The following is a 25,505-nucleotide window of genomic DNA, read 5'->3' on the forward strand; positions in this document are numbered from 1 at the left end:
GGCGGCCCGGTGACGTCAGATGCCGGGTAGCCGGCCGTTGCGGAACAGGTCCACGAAGAGCTGGTGATCCTGGCGGGCACGCACCCCGTACGCGTGCGCGAAGTCCACCAGGTGGGTGACGAAGCCCGACTCGTCGGTGTCCACGGCGGCGACGATCGCCTCCTCGGTGGAGTAGTCCACCAGGTCGTGACTGGACTCGTCGTCGGCGACCGAGTGCATCCGGGCCACCGCCCGGCCAAGGTCGGCAAGCACCCCGGTCAGCTCGTCCGGCTCGTTGACGTCGGACCAGTCCAGGTCGGCCGCGTACGGGGAGACCTCGGCGACGAGTTGACCGGCGCCGTCCAGCTCGGTGAAGCCCAGCCACGGGTCGGCGTGCGCCTGCAACGCCCGCTGCGACTCGGCGGTCCGGTGACCCTGGTGCTGGAAGTAGCCGCGTACCGAGTCGTCGGTCGAGTAGCGGGCCACCGCCGGGACCTGCGCCTGCTTCATGTAGATCACGACGTCGTTCTCCAGCGCCTGCGTGTGCCCCTCCAGCAGCAGGTTGTACGACGGCAGGCCGGCCGAACCGATGCCGACTCCCTTGCGCAGCACCACGTCCTTGATCCGCGTCGCCACCGGGCGCAGCCGGGCCGAGGCGGTCGGCAGAGTCCCCAGGTACTCCTCGAAGGCGGCGAGAACCCGGTCCCGGGTCTTCCCGTCGACCTCGAAGACCCCGTCTCCGATGGAGAACCGCCGCTCGTAGTTGTCGACGGTGGTCTGCTCGGCGAGCAGGTCGACCCGCGTGTTGAGGCGGGCCTGCTGGAGCACCCGACGCAGCACCCCGTCGGCGTTCTCCAGGGTGATCGAGCCGATGGCGTCGTCCCCGCCGGCGGCGATCGCCCGCAGCTCGGTCAGGTAGGAGCGGGCGAAGCCGGCCACCAGCTCACCGATCACCGTGTCGGAGAGGGCCTTGCTGTAGCCGAGCAGCGCCACGCTGGCCGCGAGCCGGCGCAGGTCCCAGGTGAACGGCCCGACGTACGCCTCGTCGAAGTCGTTGACGTTGAACACCAACTGCCCGGAGGCGTTCATGTAGGTGCCGAAGTTCTCCGCGTGCAGGTCGCCGTGGATCCACACCCGGCCGGTCCGCTCGTCGAGGAAACGGTCGTCGGCGAAGTCGCCACGCTGGTCGGCGTAGAACAGCGCGGCGCTGCCCCGGTAGAAGGCAAACGGCGACGCGGCCATCTTGCGGAACTTGCGGCGGAAGGCCGCCGGGTCGATTGCCATCGACGCGCCGAACTCCTCGGTGAGCACGTCGATGATGTGGGCGGACCGCTGGTCCACGGAATTGCTCATGAGCGCAGGTTAACCGGGCCCGACCAGCCCCCACGTCGAGCAATCGAGCGGTCCCCTCCGCACGGCGGGCCGTTCGTCAGTGTGCGGCGGGTGGGCGGACCGGCGGGGCGGTGAGGGAGTCGACGGAGCGCGGGGCGGCGGCCTCGCGGGGCGGGGCGTCCAGCGGCGCGGCGAGCAGATCCCGCTGCGGCACTCCGCCGATGCCGGACTGCTCGGCGGCGATCTTCTCCTGTAGGCGCAGGATGCCGTGCAGCAGCGCCTCCGGGCGCGGCGGGCAGCCGGGCACGTAGACGTCGACGGGGATGAGCTGGTCGACGCCCTTGGTCACCGAGTACGAGTCCCAGTAGGGGCCGCCGCAGTTGGAGCACGCGCCGAACGAGATGACGTACTTCGGCTCGGGCATCTGGTCGTAGAGCCGCTTGATGGCCGGGGCCATCTTGTCGGTCACGGTGCCGGAGACCACCATGAGATCGGCCTGCCGGGGGCCGTGGGCGAACGGAATCACACCCAGCCGGATGAAGTCGTGCCGACCCATGCTGGTGGCGATGAACTCGATCGCGCAGCAGGCCAGGCCGAAGTTGAACACCCAGAGCGAGTAGCGGCGCCCCCAGTTCAGCACGAACCGGATCGGCTCACCGAGCACTGCCGGTAGCTGCACGGACGTCCCCTCTCCTCATCCCACAGTGAATCACAGCCGCTTGTCACGGACCGGACAGGCAACCCCACCGGTTCGACCGCAACCGGCGGGCGCGGCCGAGTGTGTGACCGGTGCTGGCGAACACGCCGCCTGCGCCCACCACGGGGAGGACGAGTGCTTGTGACGAGAGAAGTACGGGTGGGCGGACCGCCCCCCGACCCGCCGGGAAGCCCCATCCCCGCGACTGCCGAACTGGCCTTCGACGACTTCTACCACGCCCACTTCCGATCGCTGGTGGTGCAGCTCACGGCGTACACCGGTGATCGTGGGCAGGCGCAGGACCTGGTTCAGGAGGCCTTCTGCCGGGCGTACACCCACTGGGGCCGGCTCGCCCGGTACGACGATCCGCTGGCCTGGGTGCGCCGGGTCGCCTGGAACCTCGGCCACAACCGCTGGCGACGGTTGCGGACCGCGCAGGCCTGGCTGCTGCGGCAACGCGAGACACACGTCGCCGAGCCGAGCCCGGACCGGGTCGCCCTCGACACCGCGCTGGCCAAGCTGCCGCCGAAGCAGCGACGGGCTGTCGTGCTGCACTACCTCGCCGACCTGACGGTCGCCGAGATCGCCGCCCAGGAACGGGTCGCCGAGGGGACCGTCAAGTCCTGGCTGCACCGGGGACGGGCGGCCCTCGCGACGCACCTGCGCGACACCAACGAGGAGGTGCGAGATGTCTGAGCAGGAGATCCTCGGCCTCGCCGACGAGTTCACCCACTACCGCCGTACCGTGCTGGCGGAGGTCGAGGTGCCCGGGCCCGCCGCCGTGCGGCGGACGGCAACCGGGCGCGGCCGTCGCCGGCTGGCCACCACCACCGCGACGGTGCTCGCGCTGTTCGGCGGGGCCGCCGTCGGGTACGCGGCGATGATCGGCCCGGATCGCGAGCCGGGCCCGGTCGACCCCACCCCGACCATCTCCGCGTCGCCCACGCCGAGCGGCACGGCGAGCCCGACCCCCGGCCCGTCCGTCACGAGCGGCAGCCCGACCTCCACCGCCCCGAGCGGGAAGATCAGCCGGGCCCAACTGCTCGGCGCGGCGGTGACCCTGCCCGCGTGGCGAGCCGGGCGGGGATGCCCCACGTCGGGCGTCCGGCTCAGCGGTGACGACCGTGAGGGCGTCAACTGGCTGCTGGCGCTCGACCAGGGGGACGTCGACGGGGACGGCACGGTGGAGGCGGTGGCGCTGGTGCAGTGCGTGCTCGGCTCCGGCGGACCCATGCAGGTGGTCGCCTTCGACCGCGACCAGCAGGGCAAGATCGTCACACTGGGCCGGGTGGTCACGACGAGCATCGACAAGCCGCAGTGGTTGTTCGCCCTCGACGTGGTGGACGACGGCACCGTGCGGGTGCAGGTCGGCGACATCGCGCCCGGTGGTGGCTGGCCCGGTGAGTGGTCACAGCGACAGTGGCGGGGCTACCGCTTCAAGGGCGGGTCCTTCGCGCAGGTCTCCGGGCCGACGAGCTTCGGGCCGAACCCGCACGACGTCAACCTCGTGGTCAGCGCCACGAACCTCGTGCTGGCCGACGCGCCGGACGGCTCCCGGACCGGCACGATCACCGTACGCATCCGCAACGGGGGCGGCGGACCCGCCGCCTACGTGGCCCTGCGGCTCGGCCTACCGGCGGCGGTCCGCCCTGACGGGGACGGCTGGGCGGCCTGCCGCAACGACCCGGAGAAGACCCGGGATCCGCTGACCTGCGACCTGAACCAGCTCGGGGCCGGCAAGGAGGTCCGGCTCACGCTGGGCTTCCGGGTCGCCGCCGGCACCACGGTCGGCACGGGGAAGGCCGACGTGGACGGCCGCCCGATGGACGCGAGCTTCGACTTCGTGCAGGAGGTCTACGACCCGGACAACACGGTGGTGATCACCTACCGTTGAGCCGACCCGACCGGGACGGGACACGGCCGCGCTCACCGAGCGCGGCCGTGTCGGCGTGCCAACCGTCGCGTCCCTCGTGCCGACTGTCAGATTCGCGGCCGTTCGGGCCGCAACCTCGTACGCCGCACTGAAGTGTTACCGGCGCCAGGGCACCGGCCCCGGCGCCAACGGGGAGGGGCAGTGACAGCAACGATGGGAGCCCGCGCCAACGAACCACCGGCGGCGTTGACGGCCGCAGGGCTGAACGCGGCGGCGATCACCTTCGACGACTTCTACCACGCGCACTTCCGGAGCGTGACCGCCCAACTGTGCGCGTACACGGGGGATCTGGGCCACGCTCAGGATCTGGCCCAGGAGGCGTTCTGCCGGGCGCTGGCGCGCTGGGACCGCCTGGTCCGGTACGACGATCCGGTGGCCTGGGTTCGCCGGGTCGCCTGGAACCTGGCCCGCAGCCGCTGGCGTCGGCTGCGCACGGCCCGCAACCACCTTCTGCGCCAGCGGCGCACCGAGGCCGAGGTGGACGGCCCGACACCGGACCGGGTGGCCATCGACGCGGCGCTCGCGCAACTGCCCGCCAACCACCGGCGGGCCGTCATCCTGCACTACCTGGCCGACCTGTCGGTCAATCAGATCGCTCTTCAGGAAGGGGTGGCCGAGGGCACCGTCAAGTCCTGGCTGCACCGCGGCCGGGCCGCCCTTGCCGGACTGCTGGACGAGAACACCGAGGGGGTGTCCGATGTCTGATCTCGAACCGCGGCTGCGCGAGCGGTTCACCGCGTACCGCACCGATGTCACCACCCGGGTCGTCGGTCCCGGTCCCGACCAGGCCCGACGCACCCTGCGTCGGCGCCGGCAGACGAGGGTGGTGGCCGTCGCCGCGGCGGCGGTCGTCCTAGTGCTGGCACCGGTCGTCGCCAACGCCGCGCTGAAAGGCGACCGCACGCCGCCGGTCCCGGCCGAGTCCGTCGACCCGACGTCCCCGCCGACGACGGCACCGCCGCCGCCCACACCGTCGGTCAGCCAGTCGCCGAATTCCACACCCACGGCCGACCCCGACGCCCCGGACGGCCGGATCAGCCGGACGCAGCTGCTCGCTGCCCGCCTGGACCTGCCGGCCTGGCCGCCGATCGTGCCGTCGACCTGCACCACGTCGAAGGTGCGGCTGGTGACAAGCTCCATCAACAACTACATTCCGCTGCTCACCGACCTGAAGGTGAGCCACGCCGACCTGGACGGGGACGGCGCCGAGGAGACTGTCGCCGCCATCTCCTGCCGGTACGGCGAGGCGTCGGCGAAGCAGGTAGTCGCCTTCGACCGGGACGACAGTGGGCGGATCGTGACGCTCGGCAGAGTCGTGCGGACCACCGACGGTGTCGAGGACATTCGCGGCCTGGAGGTCACCGCGGCCGGTGCGGTCCAGGTGCGGGTGGCCGACCTGCAACCCTGCTGCGACACCCCGTCCTACTGGCCGCAGGAACAGCTGCGCACCTACCGGTTCACGGGGGGCCGGTTCACCCAGACCGACGGTCCCACGAAGTTCGGCAAGGATCCGCGGCTCACCGACCTGCGGCTGAGCATGACCCACACGCTTGTCGACGCCCCGGGTGGCCGCAAGCTGACCACCGTCTTCACCGTGAGGAACGCGGGACCGGTCGATGCGGCACAGGTCGAGCTGCGCGGCTTCAACCTGGGTGAGCCGACGGGTGGCGACTGGTCCCGGTGCGACCCGAAGGTGGCGGCAGCAGACGACAACGACTCGTGCCTGCTGCCGGGGGTGCCGGCCGGTGAGTCGCGGCGCTACACCTTCGTGCACCTGATGCCCGACCGTTCGGGCGCCGACGCGATGACACGGGCCTTCCATGTCACGCACTTCGACGCTCAGGACCGACGGTGGCGCGATCTCAACGACAAGGACAACCGTGTGGAACTGCCCGGCGTGCTCTGAGCGGGACGTCCGCTGCCCCACCCCGATCGGGGTGGGGCACCGGCGTTCAGTCGTCCGAACCCCAGGTGGGGCGTTGCAGCAGACCGACGAACTCGACCAGCAGGCGTTCGCGCAGCGCCGGCGGGGCGGCGTCGAGCAGCGTGTTCACCAGCGCCATCCGGTCCGGCAGAGGCCCCGCCGCACCTGTGTCGGCCCCGCCACCCAGGCCGAGCCCGGCGGCCAGGCCGACCACCACCTCCGGGGTCAGCGCCTCGGGGGTGAGGGCGCCAACCAGGGACGCCAACTCGGCGGGCAGCCGCACCGGGCCGGCCGCGTGGGCCGCCGCCACCGCGGCGGCGAGATCCGGGCCGAACTCCGCCACCCGGGGCGCGACCGAGGCGGTCACCGTGAGGTGCACGCTGGCCGGCAGACCGGCGTACGACAGCTGGGGCTGGGTGTGCCAGCCACGCGCGGTCAGCTCGTCCACCAGGACGAACAGGTCGGGTCCATCCTCGGTGGCGGTGAAGCAGACCACTGTCGACTCCGGCTCGGCCAGCAGCCGCAGCCCGTCGACGGCGCGGACCGCGTCGGCCAGGCCGGCGACCGCGTCCCGGGTCACGGCGGCCAGTCGCAGGTAGCCGGCGTCGCCGAGGTGCCGCAGGGTGGCGTACGCGGCGGCGATCGGCCCGCCCGAGCGGGTGGACGCGATCACCGGATTGATCATGGTGTAGCCCGGCCAGTCCGCGTACGCGAAGTACTGCGGGGCGCGTCCCGCGGCGTCGCGGTGCAGCAGCACCGACACGCCCTTCGGCGCGTACGCGTACTTGTGCAGGTCGACCGAGACGGAGGTGACCCCGGGCACCGTGAAGTCGAACGCCGGCACCGGCTCGCCGAGACGACGCAGGTACGGCAGGGTCCAGCCGCCGAAGCAGGCGTCGACGTGACAGCGCACCCCGGCGTCGGCGGCCACGGCGGCGATCTCGGCCACCGGGTCCACCACCCCGTGCGCGTACGAGGGCGCGGAGCAGGCGACAAGCACCGTCTCCGGGCGGATCGCGGCGGCCATCGCGGCCGGGTCGGGGCGCAGAGTGTCCACCGAGACCGGCACCACGTCCAGCGCCACCCGCAGGTAGTGCGCCGCCTTGGCGAACGCGGCGTGGGCGCTCGCCGGCACCACGATCCGGGGTGCGGTGATCTCCGGGTGGGCGTCCCGGGCCGCCTTGACGGCGAGGATCAGCGATTCGGTGCCGCCGCTGGTGACGCTGCCGACCACGTCGGGTGCGGTCGTGCCCGGCCCGCCGCCGAGCACCCGGCCGGCAGCGCCGACGAGCGCGTTCTCCATGGCCAGCAGGGACGGGAACGCGGTCGGGTCGAGCCCGTTGACGTGCGCGCTCTCCCGGTACGCGGCGGCGGCGAGGTCGTCGAGCCCTGGCACCGCCGGGTCGTACACGTACGCGAACAGCCGCCCGCCGTGGGTCGGCCGGTCGCCCGCGCGCAGCCGTCGAACCTCCGCCAGCGCGACGTCCGCGGCCACCCCGTCGCGGGACAGCGCCCCCGCCCCGACCGTGTTCTCGTCGATCATGGAATCGTCGTGCCCTTCTCGATGCGGCCCACCGCCGTGGTGTGCTGGCCCCGCGTGGAGGCCAGGACGGCGGAGGTCAGGGTGTAGCGGCGCAGGAGCAGGACCGGCGGGCCCAGCAACAGGGCCGGGATGATCGTGAAGCCGAGGAGAACGCCCAGTCGCGCCGTGTCGGACTGGGCGGCAGCCGTGCCGGTGTCGGAGGAGACGTAGCCGGAGAGCTGGAGCACCAGCCCGTACACGCCCGGGCCGAGGGCCAGGCCGAGGGTCTCCCCGGCGGTCCACAGGCCGGTGAAGACGCCCGCCTGCCGGCGGCCGGTCCGCGCCGTGTCGTACGCGATGCAGTCCGGGAGCATGGCCAGCGCGAACACCTGCTGCCCGGCGTACCCGACGCCGATGACCGCGACCACCAGGTAGACGACGACCAGGGGCAGCAGCGGGGCGGCGACCAGGGCGAGCGCCCCGGCGGCGAGGATCAGCCCGGCGGCGACCAGCGCGGACCGCTTGCCCAACCGGGCGCCGACGCGGGACCAGAGCGGCATCACCAGCAGCGCCGGCCCGACGAAGCAGGCGAAGAGGAGGGTCGGCCCACTCTGCTCGTCGCGCAGGATCTGCCCGGCGAAGTAGTTGACCCCGGCGAGGATGGTCGCCACGCCGGCGGACTGCACCACGAAGCAGACCAGCAGCGCCCGGAACGGCCGGTTGGCGGCCGCCACGGCGAGCTGGGCGCGCAGTGTCGGCTCGCTGGCGCCTACCACGCCACCGGGCGCGGACCGGGTGCCGAGGAACGCGCCGAGGGCGCCGATGACGATGAGCGCCGCCACGAACAGGCCCATCCAGCGGTGCCCGGGCACGCCGTCGCCGCCGGCCCTCACGACCAGCGGGGCCACCGCGCCGGAGACCAGGATGGTCAGCGCCAGCACGGCGATCCGCCAGGTCATCAGCCGGGTGCGCTCGGCGTAGTCGTCGGTCATCTCGGCGGGCATCGCCACGTACGGCACCTGGAAGAAGGCGAACGCGGTCGCCGTGGCGAGGAAGGCGAGCGCCACGTACGCCGCGGCGGCCGGCCCGTTGCCGAACGGCGCGGCGAAGATGGCCGCGAAGAGCACGGCGAGCGCGAGACCGGCGACGAGCAGGTACGGCCGGCGTGCGCCCCAGCGCGACCGGGTGCGGTCGGAAATCCGCCCGGCGACCGGGTTGACCAGCACGTCCCATGCCTTGGGCAGCAGGACCAGCAGGGCGGCGAGCCCGGCGGCCACGCCGAGCGTGTCGGTCAGGTACGGCAGCAGCAGCAGACCGGGCACCGTGCCGAACGCGCCGGTGGCCAGCGAGCCGAGCGCGTACCCGGCGTGCACCGGGCGGGGCAGCCGACCGGCGGCGGGCAGGCTGGCCGCATCCGGGCCGGCGGCGGGCAGGCTGGCAGCGCCCGGCGGCTGGTTCATGGGGCCGAATGTTACTCACGTTATGCGGCAGGTCACATCCCCTCATCCGGCGACCAACCGGCCACCGAAATGTCCACGCCCTCGCCGCGCAACGGGACCCCCTCGGCCCGCAGCCGGGCCCGCGCCTCCCGCTCGTGACCCGGTGGCAGCCGGCCACCAGCGGTCACCACCCGGTGCCAGGGCACCGAGCCGCCGTGCCGGGCCATGATGGAACCCACCAGGCGCGCGGAGGAACGGCCCGAGCGCTCGGCCAGGGCGTCGGCGACCCCGCCGTACGACATCACCCGACCCTGCGGGATCCGCTCCACCAGGTCCAGCACCGCCTCGACGTACTCGTCAGGAGTCACAATCGGCCACCATATGGGAACGCCGCCGGGCGACGCGGGCGTGACCACGCAGAATGGGCGGGTGCGCGACGCAGTCACGGCCGCCCGACGGGTCGTCGTCAAGATCGGATCCTCCTCGTTGACCACCGCCACCGGCGGCCTGGCCGACGAGCGGGTCGACGCGCTGGTCGACACCCTGGGCCGACTCGCCGCCGAGGGACGCGAGGTCGTGCTGGTCTCGTCGGGCGCGATCGCCGCCGGCCTCGCCCCGCTCGGGCTGATCCGACGTCCGCGCGACCTGGCCACCCAGCAGGCCGCCGCCAGCGTCGGCCAGGGCCTGCTGATCGGCCGGTACGCGGCCAGCTTCGCCCGGCACGGCCGCACCGTCGGGCAGGTGCTGCTCACCGTCGACGACGTGACCCGGCGGGCGCACTACCGCAACGCGTACCGCACGCTGCGCAAACTGCTCGACCTGCACGCGGTCCCGATCGTCAACGAGAACGACACGGTGGCCACCGAGGAGATCCGGTTCGGCGACAACGACCGCCTGGCCGCCCTGGTGGCCGCGCTGGTGCACGCCGACCTGCTGGTGCTCCTCTCCGACGTGGACGCACTCTGGACGGGCGACCCGGCCCGCCCGCAGTCGACCCGGATCCCGGAGGTCCGCAGCGACGAGGACCTCGCCGGGATCACCATCGGCGGCGCCGGCCGGTCCGGGGTCGGCACCGGCGGCATGGTGACCAAGGTCGAGGCGGCCCGGATCGCCACCGGCTTCGGCATCCCCGTGGTGCTCACCTCCGCCGACCTAGCCACGTCGGCGCTGGCCGGCGAGCCCGTCGGCACGCTGTTCCATCCGCAGCGGCAGCGCCCGACGGCCCGGCTGTTCTGGCTGGCCCACGCCACCTCGCCCCGAGGGCGGCTGCACCTGGACCCGGGCGCGGTGGCCGCCGTCGTCGGGCGGCGCAAGTCGCTGCTGCCCGCCGGCATCACCGCCGTGGACGGCACGTTCACCGCCGGCGACCCGGTGGACCTGGTCGACACCGCCGGCGCCCCGGTCGCCCGTGGCCTGGTCAACTACGACGCGGTGGAACTGCCCGGGCTGCTCGGTCGCTCCACCTCCGAACTCGCCGCGGCGCTCGGCCCGGCGTACGAACGGGAGGTCGTCCACCGCGACGACCTGGTGCTGCTCTAAGGAGTCGACAGTGAGTGAGCGTCAGCGAGCGAATCATCGGATCAGCGCGTCGGTGCCTCAGGACGGCACGGAGCGAAGCGGAGTGCCGGCATGAGCGTCGTCGAGCAGGCGCGACGGGCGCGGGACGCCGCCGCCGACCTGGCCGTGGCCACCCGTACGGTCAAGGACGCCGCGCTGGTGGCGATGGCCGACGCGCTGGTGGCGCGTACCCCGGAGATCCTGACCGCGAACGAGACGGACCTGGCGGCCGGCCGGGAGGCCGGGCTGAGCGCGGCCGTGCTGGACCGGCTCGCCCTCGACGCGGGCCGGGTGACCGGCATCGCCGACGCGCTGCGCCAGATGGCCGCGCTGCCCGACCCGGTCGGCGAGGTGGTCCGCGGCTCGACGCTGCCCAACGGCCTGGAGCTGCGCCAGATCCGGGTGCCGTTCGGGGTGGTCGGCATCATCTACGAGGCACGCCCGAACGTGACCGTGGACGCCGCCGGGATCTGCCTCAAGTCCGGCAACGCGGCGCTGCTGCGCGGGTCGTCCTCGGCCGCGCACTCCAACGCCGCGCTGGTCGCGGTGCTGCGCGACGCGATCGCCGACGCCGGCCTGCCGGCCGACGCGGTGCAGCTGCTCGACGCCAGCTCCCGCGACTCGGTCAAGGAGCTGATGCGCGCCCGAGGGCTGGTCGACGTGCTCATCCCGCGTGGCGGCGCGTCGCTGATCCGCACCGTGGTCGAGGAGTCGACGGTGCCGGTGATCGAGACCGGAGTGGGCAACTGCCACGTCTACGTCGACGCCGCCGCGGACGTGGCGAAGGCCGTCGCGGTCACGCTGAACGCCAAGACGCAGCGCCTGTCCACCTGCAACACCGCCGAATCGCTGCTGGTGCACACGGACGTCGCCGACGCGTTCCTGCCGCCGATGCTGGCCGCGTTCGCCGAGGCCGGCGTGACCGTGCACGGCTCCCCCGAGGTGACCGCGTATTCCGCCGCCGTGGTCCCGGCGACCGAGGAGGACTTCGCCACCGAGTACCTGTCGGCCGACATCTCGGTCGCGGTGGTCGACTCGCTGGACGCGGCGGTCGCGCACATCCGCCGCTTCGGCACCGGGCACACCGAGGCGATCCTCACCGACTCGGCGAGCGCGGCCCGCGACTTCGTCGCCCGTGTCGACGCGGCGGCGGTCATGGTGAACGCCTCGACCCGCTTCACCGACGGGGGCGAGTTCGGCTTCGGGGCGGAGATCGGCATCTCGACGCAGAAGCTGCACGCCCGGGGCCCGATGGGCCTGCCCGAGCTGACCAGCACCAAGTACGTCGTCACCGGGGACGGGCACCTGCGCTAGGGCCGATGTCAGCCCGGCTGCACGGCGGCTCCGGCCGCCGCCGGTCGGGCGGCCCGGATCGCGGACAGCGTGGCGTGCACGTCGAACTGGTGACCGTCGTCGCTCTCCCAACCCCCGTCGCTGCGCTGGGTCTCGGCGAGCCGCCGCAGGGCCCGCACCATGATCCAGTCGTGCAGGTCGATGCCGACCCGGCGCAGCGTGGCCCCCAGCCAGGCCACGTCGCCCGGCGACATCGTGGGCATCCGTTCGGCGAGCACCACCTGGATCCGCGCCGACTCCTGGAACATCTCCTGACGGTGCAGCACGGCGGCGCTCAGCCAGCCCGCCGCGAGAAACGACGGCCAACTGCCGTCCGGGCGCAACCGCGCGACGATCGACTGGGCCGCCGCCTGCACCACACCGGCGTACGCCCCGCCGACCCGGTGATCGAGCGGACCCGAGGCGCGGGCGTCCAGGCCGGCGACGGTCAGCCAGAAGCCGGCGTTGGCGGTGAGGAAGAGTTTGGCCTCCGGATCGCCGGGGCGGGCCCACTCCGGGGCCGAGCCGGTCAGCGAGAGGTCCTCGTCCCAGCCGCCGTCGGCCTGCTGCCGGGACGCCAACCAGTCCAGTGCCCGGCGGGCGGCGGGACGGCCCAGCGCGCCCAGGTCGTCCAGCTCGGCGAGGCGGAAGCAGGTGGCGTCGACCGAGGCGACCTCGCCACCCCAGCTCGCCGGCCAGCCGCCGTCCGGCGACTGGCCGATCTCGGCCGTCTCCAACAGCTCCGGCGGCACCGGCGTGCCGTTGCGCAGCCAGGAGAGGCGGGCGCGTTCCACCGCGTCCCCATGCGCCACGACGAACCCGATCGCGGCTTCCAAGTCGACCACGGCGGTGACGCTACCTGCGCAGACACGATCCCGCCTCGGGGAATCGGCCAGCTGGAAATGGCTGCGTCGCTCCGGCCGGAGCGCCGTACGGAGGCACTTGCGTCGATTTACCGCCGTCGGCCGCGGTGTGTAGAACCACGCCGGGGCGGCGCCGCGTGGCGTCGCCCCGGCGGCCGGTCAGTACGCGGGCAGTGCCGGGTCGATCTGCTTGATCCAGGAGAGCACGCCGCCCTGCACGTGCACGGCGTCGCGGAACCCGGCCGCCTTGAGCGCGGCGAGCGCCTCCGCCGAGCGGACGCCGGACTTGCAGTGCAGCACGATCTGCTTGTCCTGCGGGAGCTTCGCCAGCGCCTCGCCGGAGATGATGTCGCCCTTGGGGATGAGGGTGGAGCCGGGGATCCGCACGATCTCGTACTCGGCCGGCTCCCGCACGTCGACGAGGAAGATGTCCTTGCCGGCGTCCTGCCACTCCTTCAGCTCCAGGGCGGTGATGGTCGAGTCGAGCGTCGCCTCCTGGGCCTCCTCGGAGACCGCGCCGCAGAAGTCCTCGTAGTCTTCCAGCAGGTCGGTGACGGTCGGGTTCTCGCCGCAGAGCACGCAGTTCGGGTCCTTCCGAACCTTGATCTTGCGATACTCCATCTCCAGGGCGTCGTAGACCATCAGGCGGCCGACCAGCGGCTCACCGATGCCGGTGAGCAGCTTGATGGCCTCGTTCACCTGGATCGAGCCGATCGACGCGCAGAGCACGCCGAGCACGCCTCCCTCGGCGCAGGACGGGACCATGCCGGGCGGCGGCGGCTCCGGGTAGAGGCACCGGTAGCAGGGGCCGTGCTCAGCCCAGAACACCGACGCCTGGCCGTCGAAGCGGTAGATCGAGCCCCAGACGTACGGCTTGCCGAGCAGCACCGCCGCGTCGTTGACCATGTACCGGGTGGCGAAGTTGTCGGTGCCGTCGACGATCAGGTCGTACTGGGCGAAGATCTCGCGGACGTTCTCGCGGTCCAACGCGGTGTTGTGGATCTCCACGTTGACCAGCGGGTTGATCTCGCGGATCGACGCGGCGGCGGACTCGGCCTTGGAACGGCCGACGTCGGACACGCCGTGGATGACCTGGCGCTGGAGGTTCGACTCGTCGACGGTGTCGAAGTCGATGATGCCGAGGGTGCCGACCCCCGCCGCGGCGAGGTAGAGCAGGGCGGGCGACCCGAGGCCACCGGCGCCGACACAGAGCACCCGGGCGTTCTTCAGCCGCTTCTGCCCGGCCACCCCGACGTCCGGGATGATCAGGTGGCGCGAGTAGCGGCGGATTTCGTCAACGGTCAGCTCGGCGGCGGGCTCGACGAGCGGGGGCAACGACACGGTGAACTCCCCGGGATCGGCGGTGTGACCGCGCCATTGTTGCTCGCCCGGGCCACTCTCGGCCATGAGGGAGGACACGTGGCCCGCGATGCGGGAGGGGAATAACCGGCGGCCGGTCGCTCAGGGGACGATGTCGCCGCCGTAGCGACGGCCGTCGAGGTACGGCCAGGCGTTGGCCAGGCAGCCCTGCAACCCGTACGTCTGCTGCTGCATCACCGGTGCGGGCTCCCCCGGGCCGGGGCATGCCTCGTGCTGCTCGCCGAACTCGTGGCCGACCTCGTGGTTGATGACGTAGGTGCGGTACGTCTCCAGCGGGGCCCCGTAGTCGGGCACCGCCTCCTGCCAGCGGGCCAGGTTGATGATGACCTGGCCGGGCAGCCGGCAGGAGGTGTAGCGCTCGGTGGTCAACCCGCCCTCGGCGCACATCCGCTCGGACGTGACCGGGGTGGCGAGGTAGACGGTGAAGTCGGCGGCATCGACGTCGGCCACCCGCTGCACCCGCAGCTCACCGGAGGCGATCCAGCTGCGCGGGTCGGCCAGCACCTCGTCCACTTGCGCGGCGAACGCGTCGGCGTCCTGACCGCTGCCCCGTTCGACCACGACCCGGTAGCGGCGCAGCGGTCCGTCCGTACCGTGCACCACCGTTCCCCCGTCGGCGACGGTGAAGCGTCCCGCGCCGACCGACGGGTAGCCGCTGGGCACCGGGTGGGCCTCCCCGCCGCCCAGGCCCATTCCGCCCTGGGTCGGGGTGGGCGGTACGTCGGCCGTCGGTTCGTCGCCCCGCGTCGCGGTCACGCCGACTGCGGTGGCGGTGGCGGCCACGAGCAGGCCGAGCAGCAGGCTGCGGCGTCGACGGCGGCGCATCCGCAGCACCGTGGGACGCGCACCCTCGTACGCGGACCGGTCGGGCGGCTCGGGCGGGCCGTAAGGGGACGACGGCGTCATGACGTCCAGCCTGCCAGATTATTCGGGCAATTCTCCGCTTTTAGCTTCTATTGCCGCAATACCCCTCATGGGGCCGGTTGTCTCAGAGAGCCGGCCCGGCGTAACGCCGACCGTCGACGTACGGCCACGGGTTGACCCGACACCCGTCGAGAAAGAGGGTCTGCTGCATCATCACCGGCGCCGGACGCCCCGCGCCCGGGCAGCGCTCGTGCCGGTGCCCGAGCTGGTGACCCACCTCGTGGTTGACCACGTACGTCCGGTAGACCGCCAGCGGCACGCCCGCCGACACGTAGTGCGGCACCGACAACCGCCACCGATCCAGATTGATGATCACCTGGCCGGGCGCGCGGCAGGAGGTGTACGGCCGCCCGCCGATCCGGATGTCCACGCCACCCTCGGCGCACATCCGGCCCGCCGTACGGGCGGTCGCCAGGTAGACGGTGAAGTCCCGGGGAGCGTCCCCCGGGACCTGCTGCAACCGCAGCCGGCCGCTGTCGACCCAACTGCCCGGCCCGGCGAGCGCCACCTGGACGGCCTGCGCGAACGCGGCGATGTCCTCGTTGCTGCCCGACTCGACCGCCACCCGGTAGCGGCGCAGCTCACCCGCCCGGCCCAGCACCGGGCCGGCGTGCTCGTCGTGGCTGAACCGGCCGGTACCCGCGGTCGGCACCGCACCGGGCAACCGCAGCACCGGCGACGGGCTCGGCGACGCAGCGGTGGCGGTCGGCGACGGATCCGCCGACGGCGGCAGCGGCCCGGCCGCCGACGGCGGCAGCGGCCCGGCCACCAGCGGCGGCCCGATCTCGTCGGCAGTCAGCCGATCCGGTGGCACGCCCGGACCCTCGGCGATCACGGTCACCGCCGCGCCGACAGCCAGCACCACCGCCACCAGCTGGGCGATCAGTGCGAGGGGACGGCGGCGGCGAGCGAACCTGAACATCCCGGTCAGCCTGCCAGATCGGACGGCCGAGCGGCCGCCTCCGTTTCGGCGAGCAGGCCGACCACCGCCCGGGCGACCAGCCGGGGAACCTCCAGCTGAGCCACGTGACCGACACCGCCGAGCATCAGCAGACGGCTGTCCGGGATGACCCGGGCGGTCTGGGGCGCGACCCGAACGTCGACCAGCCGGTCCTGCCGGCCACCCACCACAAGCGTCGGCGCGCGCACCGCCCCGGCGAGCCGCCACAGCGAGCCCGGCCCCGGCAGATACGCCCGCAGGAAGCTGGAGACCAGCCCCCGGAACGTCCGGACGTACGCGGCCGCGTAGTGCTCCGCCTCGTACCGGACCCGGATCTCCTCCAACGCCTCGGCCCGGCGCTGCGCACAGATGCGGCTGAGGTCGGCGACGCACGCCTCCAACACCTGCTGGGCCATCACCTCGGGCGCGAGTTGGGTGAGCCGCCGGGCGACCAGCCGTTCACCGCGCGGAATGGCCAGCACCGGCAGCATCCTGCCCTGCAACGACCGCCGGAAGTCCAGAAACGGCAGCGCCGGAGAGATCAGGGTGAGGGTGCGGACCAGGTCGGGCCGCAGCCCCGCCACCTGCACCGAGACCGCGCCACCCAGCGAGTTGCCGAACAGGTGCACCGGCCCCCGACCGGAGTGCTCGATCCACCGGATCACCAGGTCGGCGAAGGCCGGGATCGTGTAGCGCGGGCCCGGCTCGCTGCGGCCGAACCCGGGCAGGTCGATGGCCTGGCCGTCCAGCCGGTCGGCGAGCAGGCCGGCCAGGTCGGTCCAGTTCTGCGACGAGCCGCCCAGCCCGTGCACGTACAGCGCCGGCTCCGCGTCGACGGTCGTCGCCGGAGTGTCCCGCACATAGGTGACGACGCCGTCGAGGCGGACCTCCCGGCCCGGCCACGGCGGCGGCACACCGACCTCGGGGAGGAGGTGGTCCGGCCAGAGGGAGGCGCGCTTCATCCTCCCAGTCTGCCTCGGACCACTCAGGACAGCAGCGCCTCCAGCCGACGATTGACCGCCGCCAGCGTCGCCCGGACCACCGCCTGTCGCGGATCGCCGGCCACCAGGGCCGAGCCGGCGAGCTGCTCGACCCAGCCCTCGCAGACCAGCAGCACCACCACCGTGGCCACCTCGCAGTTGCCGAACGGCACCACCGCCGCGTGCTCGACGAAGCAGCGGCCGCGCTCGGCGTTCTCGGCGCCGCGCAGCAACTCGTCCACGGCGGCGGCTGCGGCCACCGCACAGAGGCGCAGCACGTAACCGTCGACCGCCGGCCCGGTCGCGTACCCGGCCGCGTTGTCGTCGCCGGCCAGCAGCCGCACCTCCACGTTGGCGTCCAGACCGAAGGTGCTGACCTGCACGTGGTCGATGACCACACGCGGCCCCGGCACGCCGCCGGTGTCCAGAGGCCGAGAGGGCGCCGACTCCGTCGTGGTCACCTGACCGCCGGAGTACGACGTACCGACCGTCGCCGGGCTGCCGGTGGCTCCGCCAGTGGGCGCGGCCGAGACCGAGCCGGGTTCCTCGACGGTGGCGCGGCCCCGGTGCGGGGCGCCCGCCCGCCGTCGACGCGCGGCGTCCGGCCCGGCCCACTGCTCCGGGCCCGCCGGCGTGGCCTCGACCCGACCGCCCGACGACCGAGCGATCGAGGGCGCCTCGGTGGTACGCGGTTCCGCGCCGGTGTCGCGCGGCTCGGCAGGCCGCGCCTCGACAGATCGCGGTTCGACGGGACGCGTCTCGGCAGCTCGTCGCTCGGCGGGGCGCGGGTCGGCGGATCGCGGCTCGGCAGCGCGACGGCGGACCGGCGGGGCTGGCGTGGTGGGCAGGCCGGGCACGTTCTGCGGGGCGGCGGCCAGCCCCATCCGTTCCTGGAGCAGCCGGGCCACCTGTCGACTCACCTCGGCCGGATCGGCACCGTCGGCCAGGTCCAGTCGGAGGCTGTGCGCGCCGGCCGGCGTACGGCGCAGGGCGGCGTCCCGAACGCCGGCCACCTCCCGTACCGCGTCCAGGATGGCGTTGACGTCGAACCCCTCGGGACGCTCCCGCAACGGAGCGGGCTCGTCGTCGCGGCGCAGGTGGGTGGCGATGCGCGCGAGTTCGGGGGTTTCGGCGGGTGGCTCCACGGCTGGCGGCTCCGGCACAACGGGCACGTCCGGTTCCGCGGGGACGCGCTGCGGCAACACCGCCGACGTGTCGGGCCGTCGCCCGCCGTCGGCGGGCTCGACCGGCGACGCCGGGTCGGGGGCGGATCGGCGAGCCGCATAGGGAGGGGAGGACGCGGGTGACGGCCGGTCGTGACGCCCGGGGCCGCTGGCGGCGGAGGCCGGACCGGCACTGGCCGAGGGAAGCGGGGCACCGGCGAGGGAAGGACCGGCCGCCGTCGGGGCGGCAGCAGTCGGCTCGGCGGGCGACGGCTCGGGGGTCGCTGGTCGGAGCCGGAACGGTCCGGTCGGCCGGACCGGGCCGGTCGACTCACCCGCGTCGCTCGCCCGGGGAGAGGTCGCCGGCCGGGTAGCCGGCCAGGAGGGACGCTCGGCCGGAGCTGCCGAGATGCGGCCCTCGGACCAGTCGGGTCGCTCGGCCGCCACGGGTGTCGGCGATCCACCGGCCCACGAGGGCCGTTCGGCCACCGGACGGACCGGTGCCGCCGGTGGCGGCGCATCGGTCAACGTCGGCGGTGGGCCGGCGGGCGCCGGCGGCGGATCGACCGGCGCGGGCGGATCGACAGGTGCCGGGCCCGCCCAGGACGGGCGCGTACTCGCCGAAGTGCCGACGGGCGTCGGATCGCCGGCCCAGGACGGGCGCGACGGCGGGACGCTGGTCGGCGTCGGGTCCGAGCCGCCGGCCCAGGAGGGGCGGGGCGGCGGCGGGAGGGCCGATGCCGGGCCGGCCCAGGACGGGCGCGACGGCGGGGCGCTGGCCGGCGTCGGGTCCGAGCCCCCGGCCCAGGAGGAGCGGTCAGCGGCCGGCGGGCCACTGGTCGGCTCGGCGCGAGCGGCACCGCCCGACGCAGACCCTCCGGCCCACGACGGACGCTCAACGGCCGGCGGACCACTCGTGGGGGCAGACCCCCCAGCCCAGGAGGGGCGCTCAACGGCCGGCGGGCCGCTGGTGGGTGCGGGGCCGCCGGCCCGGGAGGGGCGCTCAACAGCCGGCGGGCCGCTGGTCGGGGTGGGGGCGCCGGCCCAGGAGGGGCGTTCGGCGGCGGGCGGCGCAGTGCGTGGGGGAACGGGCGGGCCGCTGGTCGGGGTGGGGTCCGTGCCGCCCGCGCGAGGCGACGGGTCGGCCGCCGCGCTGACCGGGGCCGGCGCGGCCCAGGACGGGCGGGCCGCGGGGAGCCCGCTGGTCGGCTCGGGCGTCGGCCCACCGGCCCAGGAGGGCCGCTCGGCCGGCTCGGGCCGGGAGACTTCCGGAGGCACGCTGGTCGGAATCGCGGCCGGACGTTCACCGGCCCAGGACGGGCGCGTGGGCGTGCCGCGGTCGGCGTCCGCCCCGGCCTGGGGGGCGTCCCGGGTGACGTCGTACGCGCGGGGCGGCTCGGCAGGCACCGGCTCGTACGGACGGGTCGGCTCGGCGCGCACCGGCTCGTACGGCAGGTGGGGCTCGGCGACCCAGCCCGGCGTGGACTCGTCCCGCGCCGGTCGGCCGGCCGGCTCGCCGTCCTGGCGGGACCAGGGCGGCGCCCACCCACTGCCCCAGCTCGGGCGGTTCCAATTGGGCCCGGACCAGTCCGGCTCGATGGAAGGAGACTCGCCCGCTCGGTGCGTGTCCCCGGTGGGGCGCTCCGGCTCGGAGTCGTCGCCGCGCCCGGTGGCACGCCCCGACTCGGCCGATGCCTCGGCTACGGGCGGGACCTGCCAACCGCGGGAAACGGCCGGTTGATCGTCGACGGCCGGCCGTTCGCCGGTGGGCGCGCGGAGACCGGGCGGAACCTCGAAACCCGAGGCCGCCGTGCCGACGGGCGGCACCTGGATGGCGGCTGGCGCCGTGCTGGGCAGACCGGGGTCGGCCCAGCGGACGCTGCGCGGCGCGGCAGGGTCGGTGGTGGAGTGCCGGGGCGGGCCGGTGTCGGCCTCCCCCGCCCCCGGCTCCGCGGCCGGCGCGGGACGCTGGGCGGGCACCACCAGCCGGCCCCCGCCCACGTCGGGCCGGTCCTCGGCGGTCCGCCCGGGCGGCGCGCTCACCGGCGTCTGGCGGCCCGACGAGGCCCCGCCGTTGAGGTGCGCGACGCCGTTGATCTCCGCATCGCCGTGGCGGACGCCGTTGATCTCGCTGTCGCCGCTGCTGTCGCTGTCGCTGTTGATCTCGGCCTCGTCGTGGTGGACACCGTTGGCGTGGTGGCCGTTGACCCGGGCCGGCCGCTCGGAGTCACCGGTCAGTCCGGGCAGAGGCGCGGGCAGATCGCCGTGCCTGGTGGAGGAGGCGCGCCAACCGGACGCGGGGGGTCGCTGCCACGGTGGTGCCTGCTCCCCGGCCGCCTCGCGCTCGACAGACGGGGACCACCCGCCCGTCGAGGGCGCCCACCCGCTGCCGGAGCGGCCCGGGTCGTCGTGCTGACCCGTTCCGTCACCGTGCTCTCCCGGGGTGGCGGCTCCGGGTTGCCCTGTTTCACTCACCGCGCGCTCCTTGGTCGCCCTCGCTGAGGCTACCGTGTGGGGAGAGTGGCGATAAGTTACAGCGGCGGGCCATTTCCACGACGCGGTCGAGGGCCGCCCCGGTCTGGGGGGAAAATGCCGGCCCGTACGGAGAACTCGGAGGATCCCATGACCGCTGTGGGGAACGGCGCACAGACTGCTGGCAGGCCCACCCGCCTGCCCCGCTCCGCGCGCCGTAAGCAGCTGCTCGCGGCGGCGCAGGAGGTATTCGTCGCGCAGGGCTACCACGCCGCGGCGATGGACGACATCGCCGAGCGGGCCGGGGTTTCCAAGCCGGTGCTCTACCAACACTTCCCGGGAAAGATGGACCTCTACCTGGCCCTGTTGGACACGCACTGTGACGCCATCGTCGCTCAGGTGCACGAGGCGATGCGCGGCACCAGCGACAACAAGGAGCGGGTCAGCGCGTCGGTGCGCGCGTACTTCGACTTCGTCGATCACGAGAGCGAGGCGTTCCGCCTCGTCTTCGAGTCGGACCTGCGCAACGACCCGGCGGTGCGGCAGCGGGTGGAGCGGGTCGAGCAGGGCTGCATCGCGGCGATCACCGACACGATCATCTCGGACACCGGCGTGAGCCGGTCGCACGCCGAGTTGCTCGCCTCCGGGCTGGTCGGCGCGGCGGAGACCGCCGCGCAGTTCTGGCTGGCCGGTGGCCGGCAGGTGCCGAAGGCGGAGGCCGAGGCTCTGGTGGCGGCGTTGTCCTGGCGGGGCATCGCGAGCTTCCCGCTGCAAGGTGAGTCAGCCTGACCGCCGACCCCGTGATCGGATAGCCTTCGCAGGGCGGTTATCGCCCCAGTTGAGGAGGCACAGTGGAGGTCAAGATCGGCGTGCAGTACGCGCCGCGCGAGCTGGTTCTGGACAGCGCGCAGTCGCCGGCCGAGATCGAGCAGATCGTGACCGACGCCTTCGCCGGCAACGGCGGCACGCTCTCCCTGACCGACGAGAAGGGCCGGCGGGTCATCGTTCCGGTCGAGAAGGTCGCCTACGTCGAGATCGCCGAGGCGTCCCCCCGAGCGGTCGGTTTCACCGTTCGCTGACCGGTCCGGCCGTCGCGGCAGGTAGGCGTTTCCAGGCCACCTGCCGCGGGCCGGTTCCGCGCCCGACGGGTGGCGGTCAGTTGTTCAGTCCGGCGACCGCCATTCGCGCGGTGTGTGCGGCGGTGAGCCTCCCGAACAGCCCCGGCACGTCGACCCGGTCGCCCCGCGCGATCAGCGCGGTGAGTGCGGCCCGTTCGGCGGCGACGCGGCCGGCCTGGGACAACGCCTCGCCGACCAGCCGCCGGGCCCACATGGAGAGCCGACCGGCCACCCGGGGATCGGCGGCGACGGCCAGCCGGATCTCGGCGACGGCGAACTCCGCGTACCGGGAGTCGTGCAACACGTCCAGCACCAGCGCCCGGTCGGGCTCGTCCAGCGCGTCGGCGATCTCCCGGATGAAGTCGTCGGTGATCGCGTCGCCCACGTACGCCTTGGTGACCACCTCCGCCCAGTCCCGCGGCTCGGTGGAGTCGTGGTACGCCTGCAACGGCTGCACGTACGGCGTCATCGCCTCCTCCGGCGGCACACCCAGCGCGGTGAGCCGGTCGGCGAGCCGGCGGTAGTTGCCGATCTCGGCCGCGGCCATCTGGTTCAACGCGGCACGTCGGTGCAGGTCGGGGGCGAGTCGCGCGTCACCGGCCATGCGTTCGAAGGCGAGCAGCTCACCGAAGGCGACCAGGCCCAGCAGGTCGGCGACGGCGGGACCGGGGGTGGTCGGCGCGGACACGAGCGCAGGCTACCGTGCGGGACGGGCGCCGGGTGGCCCGTGCGGGGCACGGACGAGCGCCCGAGGAAGTGTGGCGCAGGTCACATTCGATGGCCCCGCGTGCCGGCTGGCCGACCGGGAATCGGGACGTGAGCTTGCCTGTTCAGGTAGCATAGAGCAGTTGCCGTGGGCGCCGATCTGATCGAAAGCTCAGCCCGCGGCGCGCGTGCGGCCCGGTCCGGCTCGGCACTCTGCCGCCGACCGTGTGGCCCGCGTCATACCGAACGCGCCCTGAGGACGAGACGGGGCGCACCCACGAGAGGGCACCCCCACATCCACATGAGCGAGCTGACTCAAGATCTGATGGACGGCCAGGAACTGGCCCCCACCGCCCCGGTTCGACCCGAGGCTCCCACCTTCGCCGCCCTCGGCGCCCGCGAGGAGACCGTCGAGGCGCTGGCCGCGGCCGGCATCACCCGCGCGTTCGCCATCCAGGAGTACGCGATCCCGATCGCGCTGCGCGGCGTCGACCTGATCGGCCAGGCGCCCACCGGCACCGGCAAGACCCTCGGCTTCGGCGTACCGCTGCTGGAGCGGGTCTTCGCGCCGAACGAGGGCAGCGACGGCGTCCCCCAGGCGCTGGTCGTCGTCCCCACCCGTGAGCTGGGCATCCAGGTCGCCAAGGATCTGGCCGCCGCCGGCCGGACGCGCGGCGTCCGGGTGCTGCCGATCTACGGTGGCGTGGCGTACGAGCCCCAGATCGACGCGCTGCGCAAGGGCGTCGAGATTCTGGTCGGCACCCCGGGCCGACTGATGGACCTGCAGAAGCAGAAGCACCTCCGACTGGACCGGGTGCACGCGCTCGTCCTCGACGAGGCCGACCGGATGCTCGACCTGGGCTTCCTCGACGACGTCGAGAAGATCCTGGCGATGCTTCCGGAGGACCGGCAGACGATGCTGTTCTCGGCGACCATGCCGGACCCGATCGTCACCCTGTCCCGGCGTTTCCTGCGCCAGCCGATGACGATCCACGCCGGGCACACCGCCGAGACCGGGCCGTCGCCGCAGACCCAGCAGCTGGTCTACCGCACCCACTCGATGAACAAGGTCGAGGTGGTGGCGCGCATCCTCCAGGCCGAGGGGCGCGGGCTGACCATGATCTTCACCCGCACCAAGCGGGCCGCCGACCGGGTCGCCGAGGATCTCGACTTCCGCGGGTTCGCGGTCGCCGCGGTGCACGGTGACCTCGGTCAGGGCGCCCGTGAGCGGGCGCTGCGGGCGTTCCGCGCCGGCAAGATCGACATCCTGGTCGCCACCGACGTGGCGGCCCGTGGGCTCGACGTCACCGGCGTCACCCACGTGATCAACTACGACTGCCCGGAAGACCAGGACACCTACACCCACCGGATCGGTCGTACCGGCCGGGCCGGGGCGACCGGCGTCGCGGTGACCTTCGTCGACTGGGACGACATGCCGCGCTGGCGGATCATCGACAAGACCCTCGGTCTGGAGATGCCAGAGCCGCCGGAGACGTACCACACGTCGCCGCACCTCTACACCGACCTGCACATCTCCACCGAGGTCAGCGGCACCCTGCCCACTGCCGAGCGCACCCGGGCCGGGCTGTCCGCCGAGATCGAAGAGGATCTGGGCGGGACGACCCGCTCCCGCCGGGGCGACAGCGGCGGTCGGGGCCCTCGACGCGGTGAGAGCCGCGGCGACGGCCGGGGTGAGCGCCGTGGCCGCGGTGACGGCCGCCGGGACCGCACCGACGCCGGCACGCCGGCCGCCGAGGCACCCACGGACGCCGCCGGCGACGAAGCCAGCCGCACCCCGCGCCGTCGGCGTCGCCGCCGCGCTGGCGAGACGGTCGCGGGCGAGCCGACCGCGGTGATCTCGGCCGACGCGGCACCGGCCGAGCCGGCCTCCGCCGCCGCCGAGGGCGAGGCCTCGAAGCCGCGCCGCCGGCGCCGCCGTGGTGGCGGTTCCGGCGCGGGTACGCCGGCCGAGGCGACCGCGGACTGACGCAGCGAGATTCACCCGACATCCCCCGCACCGCCTCAGCGCGGTACGGGGGATGTCGCCTTCCCACCCCACCTGCCGAAAATGGAACGATGCCGGAACCACTGGATGCCGCCCTGACCGAGGTTCGTGCACTGCTGCTCGACCCCGCGCTGACCCGGGCGGTCGCCGCCGGGCGTCGCCGCGGACACCGACCCACGGTCGTGCGGGCCGAGCTGCGTCCGGTGACGCTCAAGGCCGGCCCGCGGTTGCAGATCGCCACCTCCGACGGCGCGCGCCCGCACACCCGCAACGTCGCCCCCGGTCCCGAGGCCGCCGTGGCGGTCGACGAACTCCTGGCCGAGCCCTTCGGCAACTGGCACGTGGAGACGGCCGACGCGACCCTCCAACTGCGGGTGACCAAGTCCGGTGAGGCGCAGGTGCACCGGGCCGCGACGACCCGACCGGCGGCGACGCCGAGTGGTAACGACCGAGCCAAGGAATACCTGCTCGATCCGGGCGACCCGATCTTCGCGGAGATCGGCGGCTCGGCGGCCAAGCGCCGCCAGGTCGACGCGTTCCTGCGCGCTCTGGCCGCGACCCTGCCCGCCGATCTGACCGGCCCGCTGCGGGTGGTCGACCTGGGCTGCGGCAACGCCTACCTGACCTTCGCCGCGTACCGCTATCTCGCCAGTCGCGGGCTCGACGTCGAGCTGATCGGCGTGGACGTCCGGGAGGACCAGCGGCGGCGCAACACCGAGCTGGCGCAGCGACTGGGCTGGGCCGACAAGGTCAGCTTCGTCGCGGGCACGATCGCCGAGGCCGTTGTCGACCCCGCCCCGGATCTGGTGCTGGCGCTGCACGCCTGCGACACCGCCACCGACGAGGCGCTGGCCCGCGCGGTGCGCTGGGAGGCCCGCTGGGTGCTCGCCGCGCCGTGCTGTCACCACGACCTGGCAAAGCAGCTACGCGCCCAGCCCACCCCGGCGCCGTACGAGCTGTTGACCCGGCAGGGCATCCTGCGCGAACGCTTCGCCGACGTGCTCACCGATGCGCTGCGCGCGGGGCTGCTGCGGGTGCACGGGTACCGGGCCGAGGTGGTGGAGTTCGTCGACTCCCAGCACACGCCCCGCAACCTGCTGATCCGAGCCCGCCGTAGCGGCACCGCCGACCCCCGACAGGCGGAGTACCGCGAACTCGTCGACCAGTGGCGGGTCACACCCCGGCTGGAGACCCTGCTCGCCGCCGACGAGCCGCCCGCCGTCTAGCGCTTCGGCGCGGG

Annotated in this window: 22 protein-coding genes; 10 read left to right on the forward strand and 12 right to left on the reverse strand. The window is 73.8% G+C overall.

The genetic code is table 11. From position 1 onward, the window contains the following. Positions 1 to 15: 15 nt before the first annotated feature. Together ABZU46_RS02155 and ABZU46_RS02160 are read right to left on the reverse strand one after the other, a co-directional pair. Positions 16 to 1,332, reverse strand: coding sequence for a DUF2252 domain-containing protein (locus ABZU46_RS02155; RefSeq protein ID WP_354854367.1), 1,317 nt, complete (start codon positions 1,330 to 1,332; stop codon positions 16 to 18). A 76-nt stretch (positions 1,333 to 1,408) separates the two neighbouring features. Then, complete coding sequence (locus ABZU46_RS02160; protein WP_354854368.1) at positions 1,409 to 1,990, reverse strand: NADH-quinone oxidoreductase subunit B family protein; 582 nt, start codon at positions 1,988 to 1,990, stop codon at positions 1,409 to 1,411. Between the two features lie 177 nt (positions 1,991 to 2,167). Here ABZU46_RS02160 and ABZU46_RS02165 point away from each other — a divergent pair, with 177 nt between their 5' ends. From ABZU46_RS02165 to ABZU46_RS02180, 4 genes are all read left to right on the forward strand, one after another. Next, positions 2,168 to 2,704 carry a SigE family RNA polymerase sigma factor gene (locus tag ABZU46_RS02165; protein WP_354854369.1) on the forward strand — a complete coding sequence of 179 codons (537 nt, stop codon included), beginning with the start codon at positions 2,168 to 2,170 and terminating at the stop codon, positions 2,702 to 2,704. Next, positions 2,697 to 3,902, forward strand: a complete 1,206-nt coding sequence (locus ABZU46_RS02170; protein ID WP_354854371.1) for a hypothetical protein — start codon at positions 2,697 to 2,699, stop codon at positions 3,900 to 3,902. Before ABZU46_RS02165 ends, ABZU46_RS02170 begins: the two co-directional genes overlap by 8 nt. A 180-nt stretch (positions 3,903 to 4,082) precedes the next feature. Continuing rightward, complete coding sequence (locus ABZU46_RS02175) at positions 4,083 to 4,646, forward strand: SigE family RNA polymerase sigma factor (RefSeq protein ID WP_354854373.1); 564 nt, start codon at positions 4,083 to 4,085, stop codon at positions 4,644 to 4,646. Further along, positions 4,639 to 5,847, forward strand: coding sequence for a hypothetical protein (locus tag ABZU46_RS02180; RefSeq protein ID WP_354854375.1), 1,209 nt, complete (start codon positions 4,639 to 4,641; stop codon positions 5,845 to 5,847). The genes ABZU46_RS02175 and ABZU46_RS02180 overlap by 8 nt, the downstream gene beginning before the upstream one ends. A gap of 46 nt (positions 5,848 to 5,893) precedes the next feature. Here the strand turns inward: ABZU46_RS02180 and ABZU46_RS02185 are convergent, their stop codons facing one another. From ABZU46_RS02185 to ABZU46_RS02195, 3 genes are read right to left on the reverse strand one after another with little or no spacing between them, the layout of a single operon-like run. Further along, positions 5,894 to 7,408 carry an aminotransferase class V-fold PLP-dependent enzyme gene (locus tag ABZU46_RS02185; protein WP_354854377.1) on the reverse strand — a complete coding sequence of 505 codons (1,515 nt, stop codon included), beginning with the start codon at positions 7,406 to 7,408 and terminating at the stop codon, positions 5,894 to 5,896. Further along, a complete protein-coding gene (locus tag ABZU46_RS02190; protein WP_354854379.1) occupies positions 7,405 to 8,847 on the reverse strand; it encodes an MFS transporter in 1,443 nt (480 codons plus the stop codon). The genes ABZU46_RS02185 and ABZU46_RS02190 overlap by 4 nt, the downstream gene beginning before the upstream one ends. Positions 8,848 to 8,879: 32 nt before the next feature. Beyond that, on the reverse strand, positions 8,880 to 9,194 hold the full coding sequence (locus ABZU46_RS02195) for an MGMT family protein (protein ID WP_354854381.1): 315 nt from the start codon (positions 9,192 to 9,194) through the stop codon (positions 8,880 to 8,882). Between the two features lie 13 nt (positions 9,195 to 9,207). Between ABZU46_RS02195 and proB the strand changes: the two genes are divergently transcribed. Together proB and ABZU46_RS02205 are read left to right on the forward strand one after the other, a co-directional pair. Continuing rightward, the gene (proB, locus tag ABZU46_RS02200; RefSeq protein WP_354854383.1) at positions 9,208 to 10,365 is read left to right on the forward strand and encodes a glutamate 5-kinase; all 1,158 of its coding nucleotides are present in this window, start codon (positions 9,208 to 9,210) and stop codon (positions 10,363 to 10,365) included. Positions 10,366 to 10,455: 90 nt separating this feature from the next. After that, the gene (locus ABZU46_RS02205) at positions 10,456 to 11,697 is read left to right on the forward strand and encodes a glutamate-5-semialdehyde dehydrogenase (protein ID WP_354854385.1); all 1,242 of its coding nucleotides are present in this window, start codon (positions 10,456 to 10,458) and stop codon (positions 11,695 to 11,697) included. 8 nt (positions 11,698 to 11,705) lie between these two features. Here the strand turns inward: ABZU46_RS02205 and ABZU46_RS02210 are convergent, their stop codons facing one another. From ABZU46_RS02210 to ABZU46_RS02235, 6 genes are all read right to left on the reverse strand, one after another. Beyond that, positions 11,706 to 12,611: a prenyltransferase/squalene oxidase repeat-containing protein gene (locus ABZU46_RS02210; RefSeq protein ID WP_354854562.1), complete on the reverse strand. Its 906-nt coding sequence runs from the start codon at positions 12,609 to 12,611 to the stop codon at positions 11,706 to 11,708. A 126-nt stretch (positions 12,612 to 12,737) separates the two neighbouring features. Next, positions 12,738 to 13,985 (reverse strand): adenylyltransferase/sulfurtransferase MoeZ, encoded by a 1,248-nt coding sequence (gene moeZ / locus ABZU46_RS02215; RefSeq protein WP_354854564.1) that lies wholly within the window; start codon positions 13,983 to 13,985, stop codon positions 12,738 to 12,740. Positions 13,986 to 14,039: 54 nt separating this feature from the next. Next, a complete protein-coding gene (locus ABZU46_RS02220) occupies positions 14,040 to 14,864 on the reverse strand; it encodes a DUF3152 domain-containing protein (protein WP_354854386.1) in 825 nt (274 codons plus the stop codon). A gap of 82 nt (positions 14,865 to 14,946) precedes the next feature. Then, positions 14,947 to 15,804 (reverse strand): DUF3152 domain-containing protein, encoded by an 858-nt coding sequence (locus ABZU46_RS02225; RefSeq protein ID WP_354854388.1) that lies wholly within the window; start codon positions 15,802 to 15,804, stop codon positions 14,947 to 14,949. Between the two features lie 5 nt (positions 15,805 to 15,809). After that, positions 15,810 to 16,784 (reverse strand): alpha/beta hydrolase, encoded by a 975-nt coding sequence (locus tag ABZU46_RS02230; RefSeq protein WP_354854390.1) that lies wholly within the window; start codon positions 16,782 to 16,784, stop codon positions 15,810 to 15,812. A 23-nt stretch (positions 16,785 to 16,807) separates the two neighbouring features. Further along, complete coding sequence (locus ABZU46_RS02235; protein ID WP_354854566.1) at positions 16,808 to 19,255, reverse strand: hypothetical protein; 2,448 nt, start codon at positions 19,253 to 19,255, stop codon at positions 16,808 to 16,810. A 1,332-nt stretch (positions 19,256 to 20,587) separates the two neighbouring features. Between ABZU46_RS02235 and ABZU46_RS02240 the strand changes: the two genes are divergently transcribed. Both ABZU46_RS02240 and ABZU46_RS02245 read left to right on the forward strand, forming a co-directional pair. After that, positions 20,588 to 21,226 carry a TetR/AcrR family transcriptional regulator gene (locus ABZU46_RS02240; RefSeq protein WP_039909051.1) on the forward strand — a complete coding sequence of 213 codons (639 nt, stop codon included), beginning with the start codon at positions 20,588 to 20,590 and terminating at the stop codon, positions 21,224 to 21,226. A 62-nt stretch (positions 21,227 to 21,288) separates the two neighbouring features. After that, positions 21,289 to 21,516 carry a DUF3107 domain-containing protein gene (locus ABZU46_RS02245; protein WP_030329796.1) on the forward strand — a complete coding sequence of 76 codons (228 nt, stop codon included), beginning with the start codon at positions 21,289 to 21,291 and terminating at the stop codon, positions 21,514 to 21,516. A gap of 76 nt (positions 21,517 to 21,592) precedes the next feature. Here ABZU46_RS02245 and ABZU46_RS02250 read toward each other — a convergent pair whose 3' ends face one another. Continuing rightward, positions 21,593 to 22,243 (reverse strand): ferritin-like fold-containing protein, encoded by a 651-nt coding sequence (locus ABZU46_RS02250; protein WP_354854393.1) that lies wholly within the window; start codon positions 22,241 to 22,243, stop codon positions 21,593 to 21,595. Positions 22,244 to 22,561: 318 nt separating this feature from the next. Between ABZU46_RS02250 and ABZU46_RS02255 the strand changes: the two genes are divergently transcribed. Beyond that, positions 22,562 to 24,247, forward strand: coding sequence for a DEAD/DEAH box helicase (locus tag ABZU46_RS02255; RefSeq protein ID WP_354854394.1), 1,686 nt, complete (start codon positions 22,562 to 22,564; stop codon positions 24,245 to 24,247). Positions 24,248 to 24,336: 89 nt separating this feature from the next. Next, positions 24,337 to 25,491, forward strand: coding sequence for an SAM-dependent methyltransferase (locus ABZU46_RS02260; RefSeq protein WP_354854396.1), 1,155 nt, complete (start codon positions 24,337 to 24,339; stop codon positions 25,489 to 25,491). Positions 25,492 to 25,505: the final 14 nt, after the last annotated feature.

This window comes from Micromonospora sp. NPDC005197, assembly GCF_040608295.1.
Lineage (GTDB): Bacteria > Actinomycetota > Actinomycetes > Mycobacteriales > Micromonosporaceae > Micromonospora.

Coding starts and splice junctions, on each gene's coding strand:
- ABZU46_RS02205 (WP_354854385.1), top strand. CDS start 10,456: ATGAGCGTCGTCGAGCAGGCGCGACGGGCGCGGGACGCCGCCGCCGAC.
- ABZU46_RS02260 (WP_354854396.1), top strand. CDS start 24,337: ATGCCGGAACCACTGGATGCCGCCCTGACCGAGGTTCGTGCACTGCTG.
- moeZ (WP_354854564.1), bottom strand. CDS start 13,985: ATGGCCGAGAGTGGCCCGGGCGAGCAACAATGGCGCGGTCACACCGCC.
- ABZU46_RS02220 (WP_354854386.1), bottom strand. CDS start 14,864: ATGACGCCGTCGTCCCCTTACGGCCCGCCCGAGCCGCCCGACCGGTCC.
- ABZU46_RS02230 (WP_354854390.1), bottom strand. CDS start 16,784: ATGAAGCGCGCCTCCCTCTGGCCGGACCACCTCCTCCCCGAGGTCGGT.
- ABZU46_RS02225 (WP_354854388.1), bottom strand. CDS start 15,804: ATGTTCAGGTTCGCTCGCCGCCGCCGTCCCCTCGCACTGATCGCCCAG.
- ABZU46_RS02180 (WP_354854375.1), top strand. CDS start 4,639: ATGTCTGATCTCGAACCGCGGCTGCGCGAGCGGTTCACCGCGTACCGC.
- ABZU46_RS02190 (WP_354854379.1), bottom strand. CDS start 8,847: ATGAACCAGCCGCCGGGCGCTGCCAGCCTGCCCGCCGCCGGCCCGGAT.
- ABZU46_RS02185 (WP_354854377.1), bottom strand. CDS start 7,408: ATGATCGACGAGAACACGGTCGGGGCGGGGGCGCTGTCCCGCGACGGG.
- ABZU46_RS02255 (WP_354854394.1), top strand. CDS start 22,562: ATGAGCGAGCTGACTCAAGATCTGATGGACGGCCAGGAACTGGCCCCC.
- ABZU46_RS02155 (WP_354854367.1), bottom strand. CDS start 1,332: ATGAGCAATTCCGTGGACCAGCGGTCCGCCCACATCATCGACGTGCTC.
- proB (WP_354854383.1), top strand. CDS start 9,208: ATGGGAACGCCGCCGGGCGACGCGGGCGTGACCACGCAGAATGGGCGG.
- ABZU46_RS02240 (WP_039909051.1), top strand. CDS start 20,588: ATGACCGCTGTGGGGAACGGCGCACAGACTGCTGGCAGGCCCACCCGC.
- ABZU46_RS02170 (WP_354854371.1), top strand. CDS start 2,697: ATGTCTGAGCAGGAGATCCTCGGCCTCGCCGACGAGTTCACCCACTAC.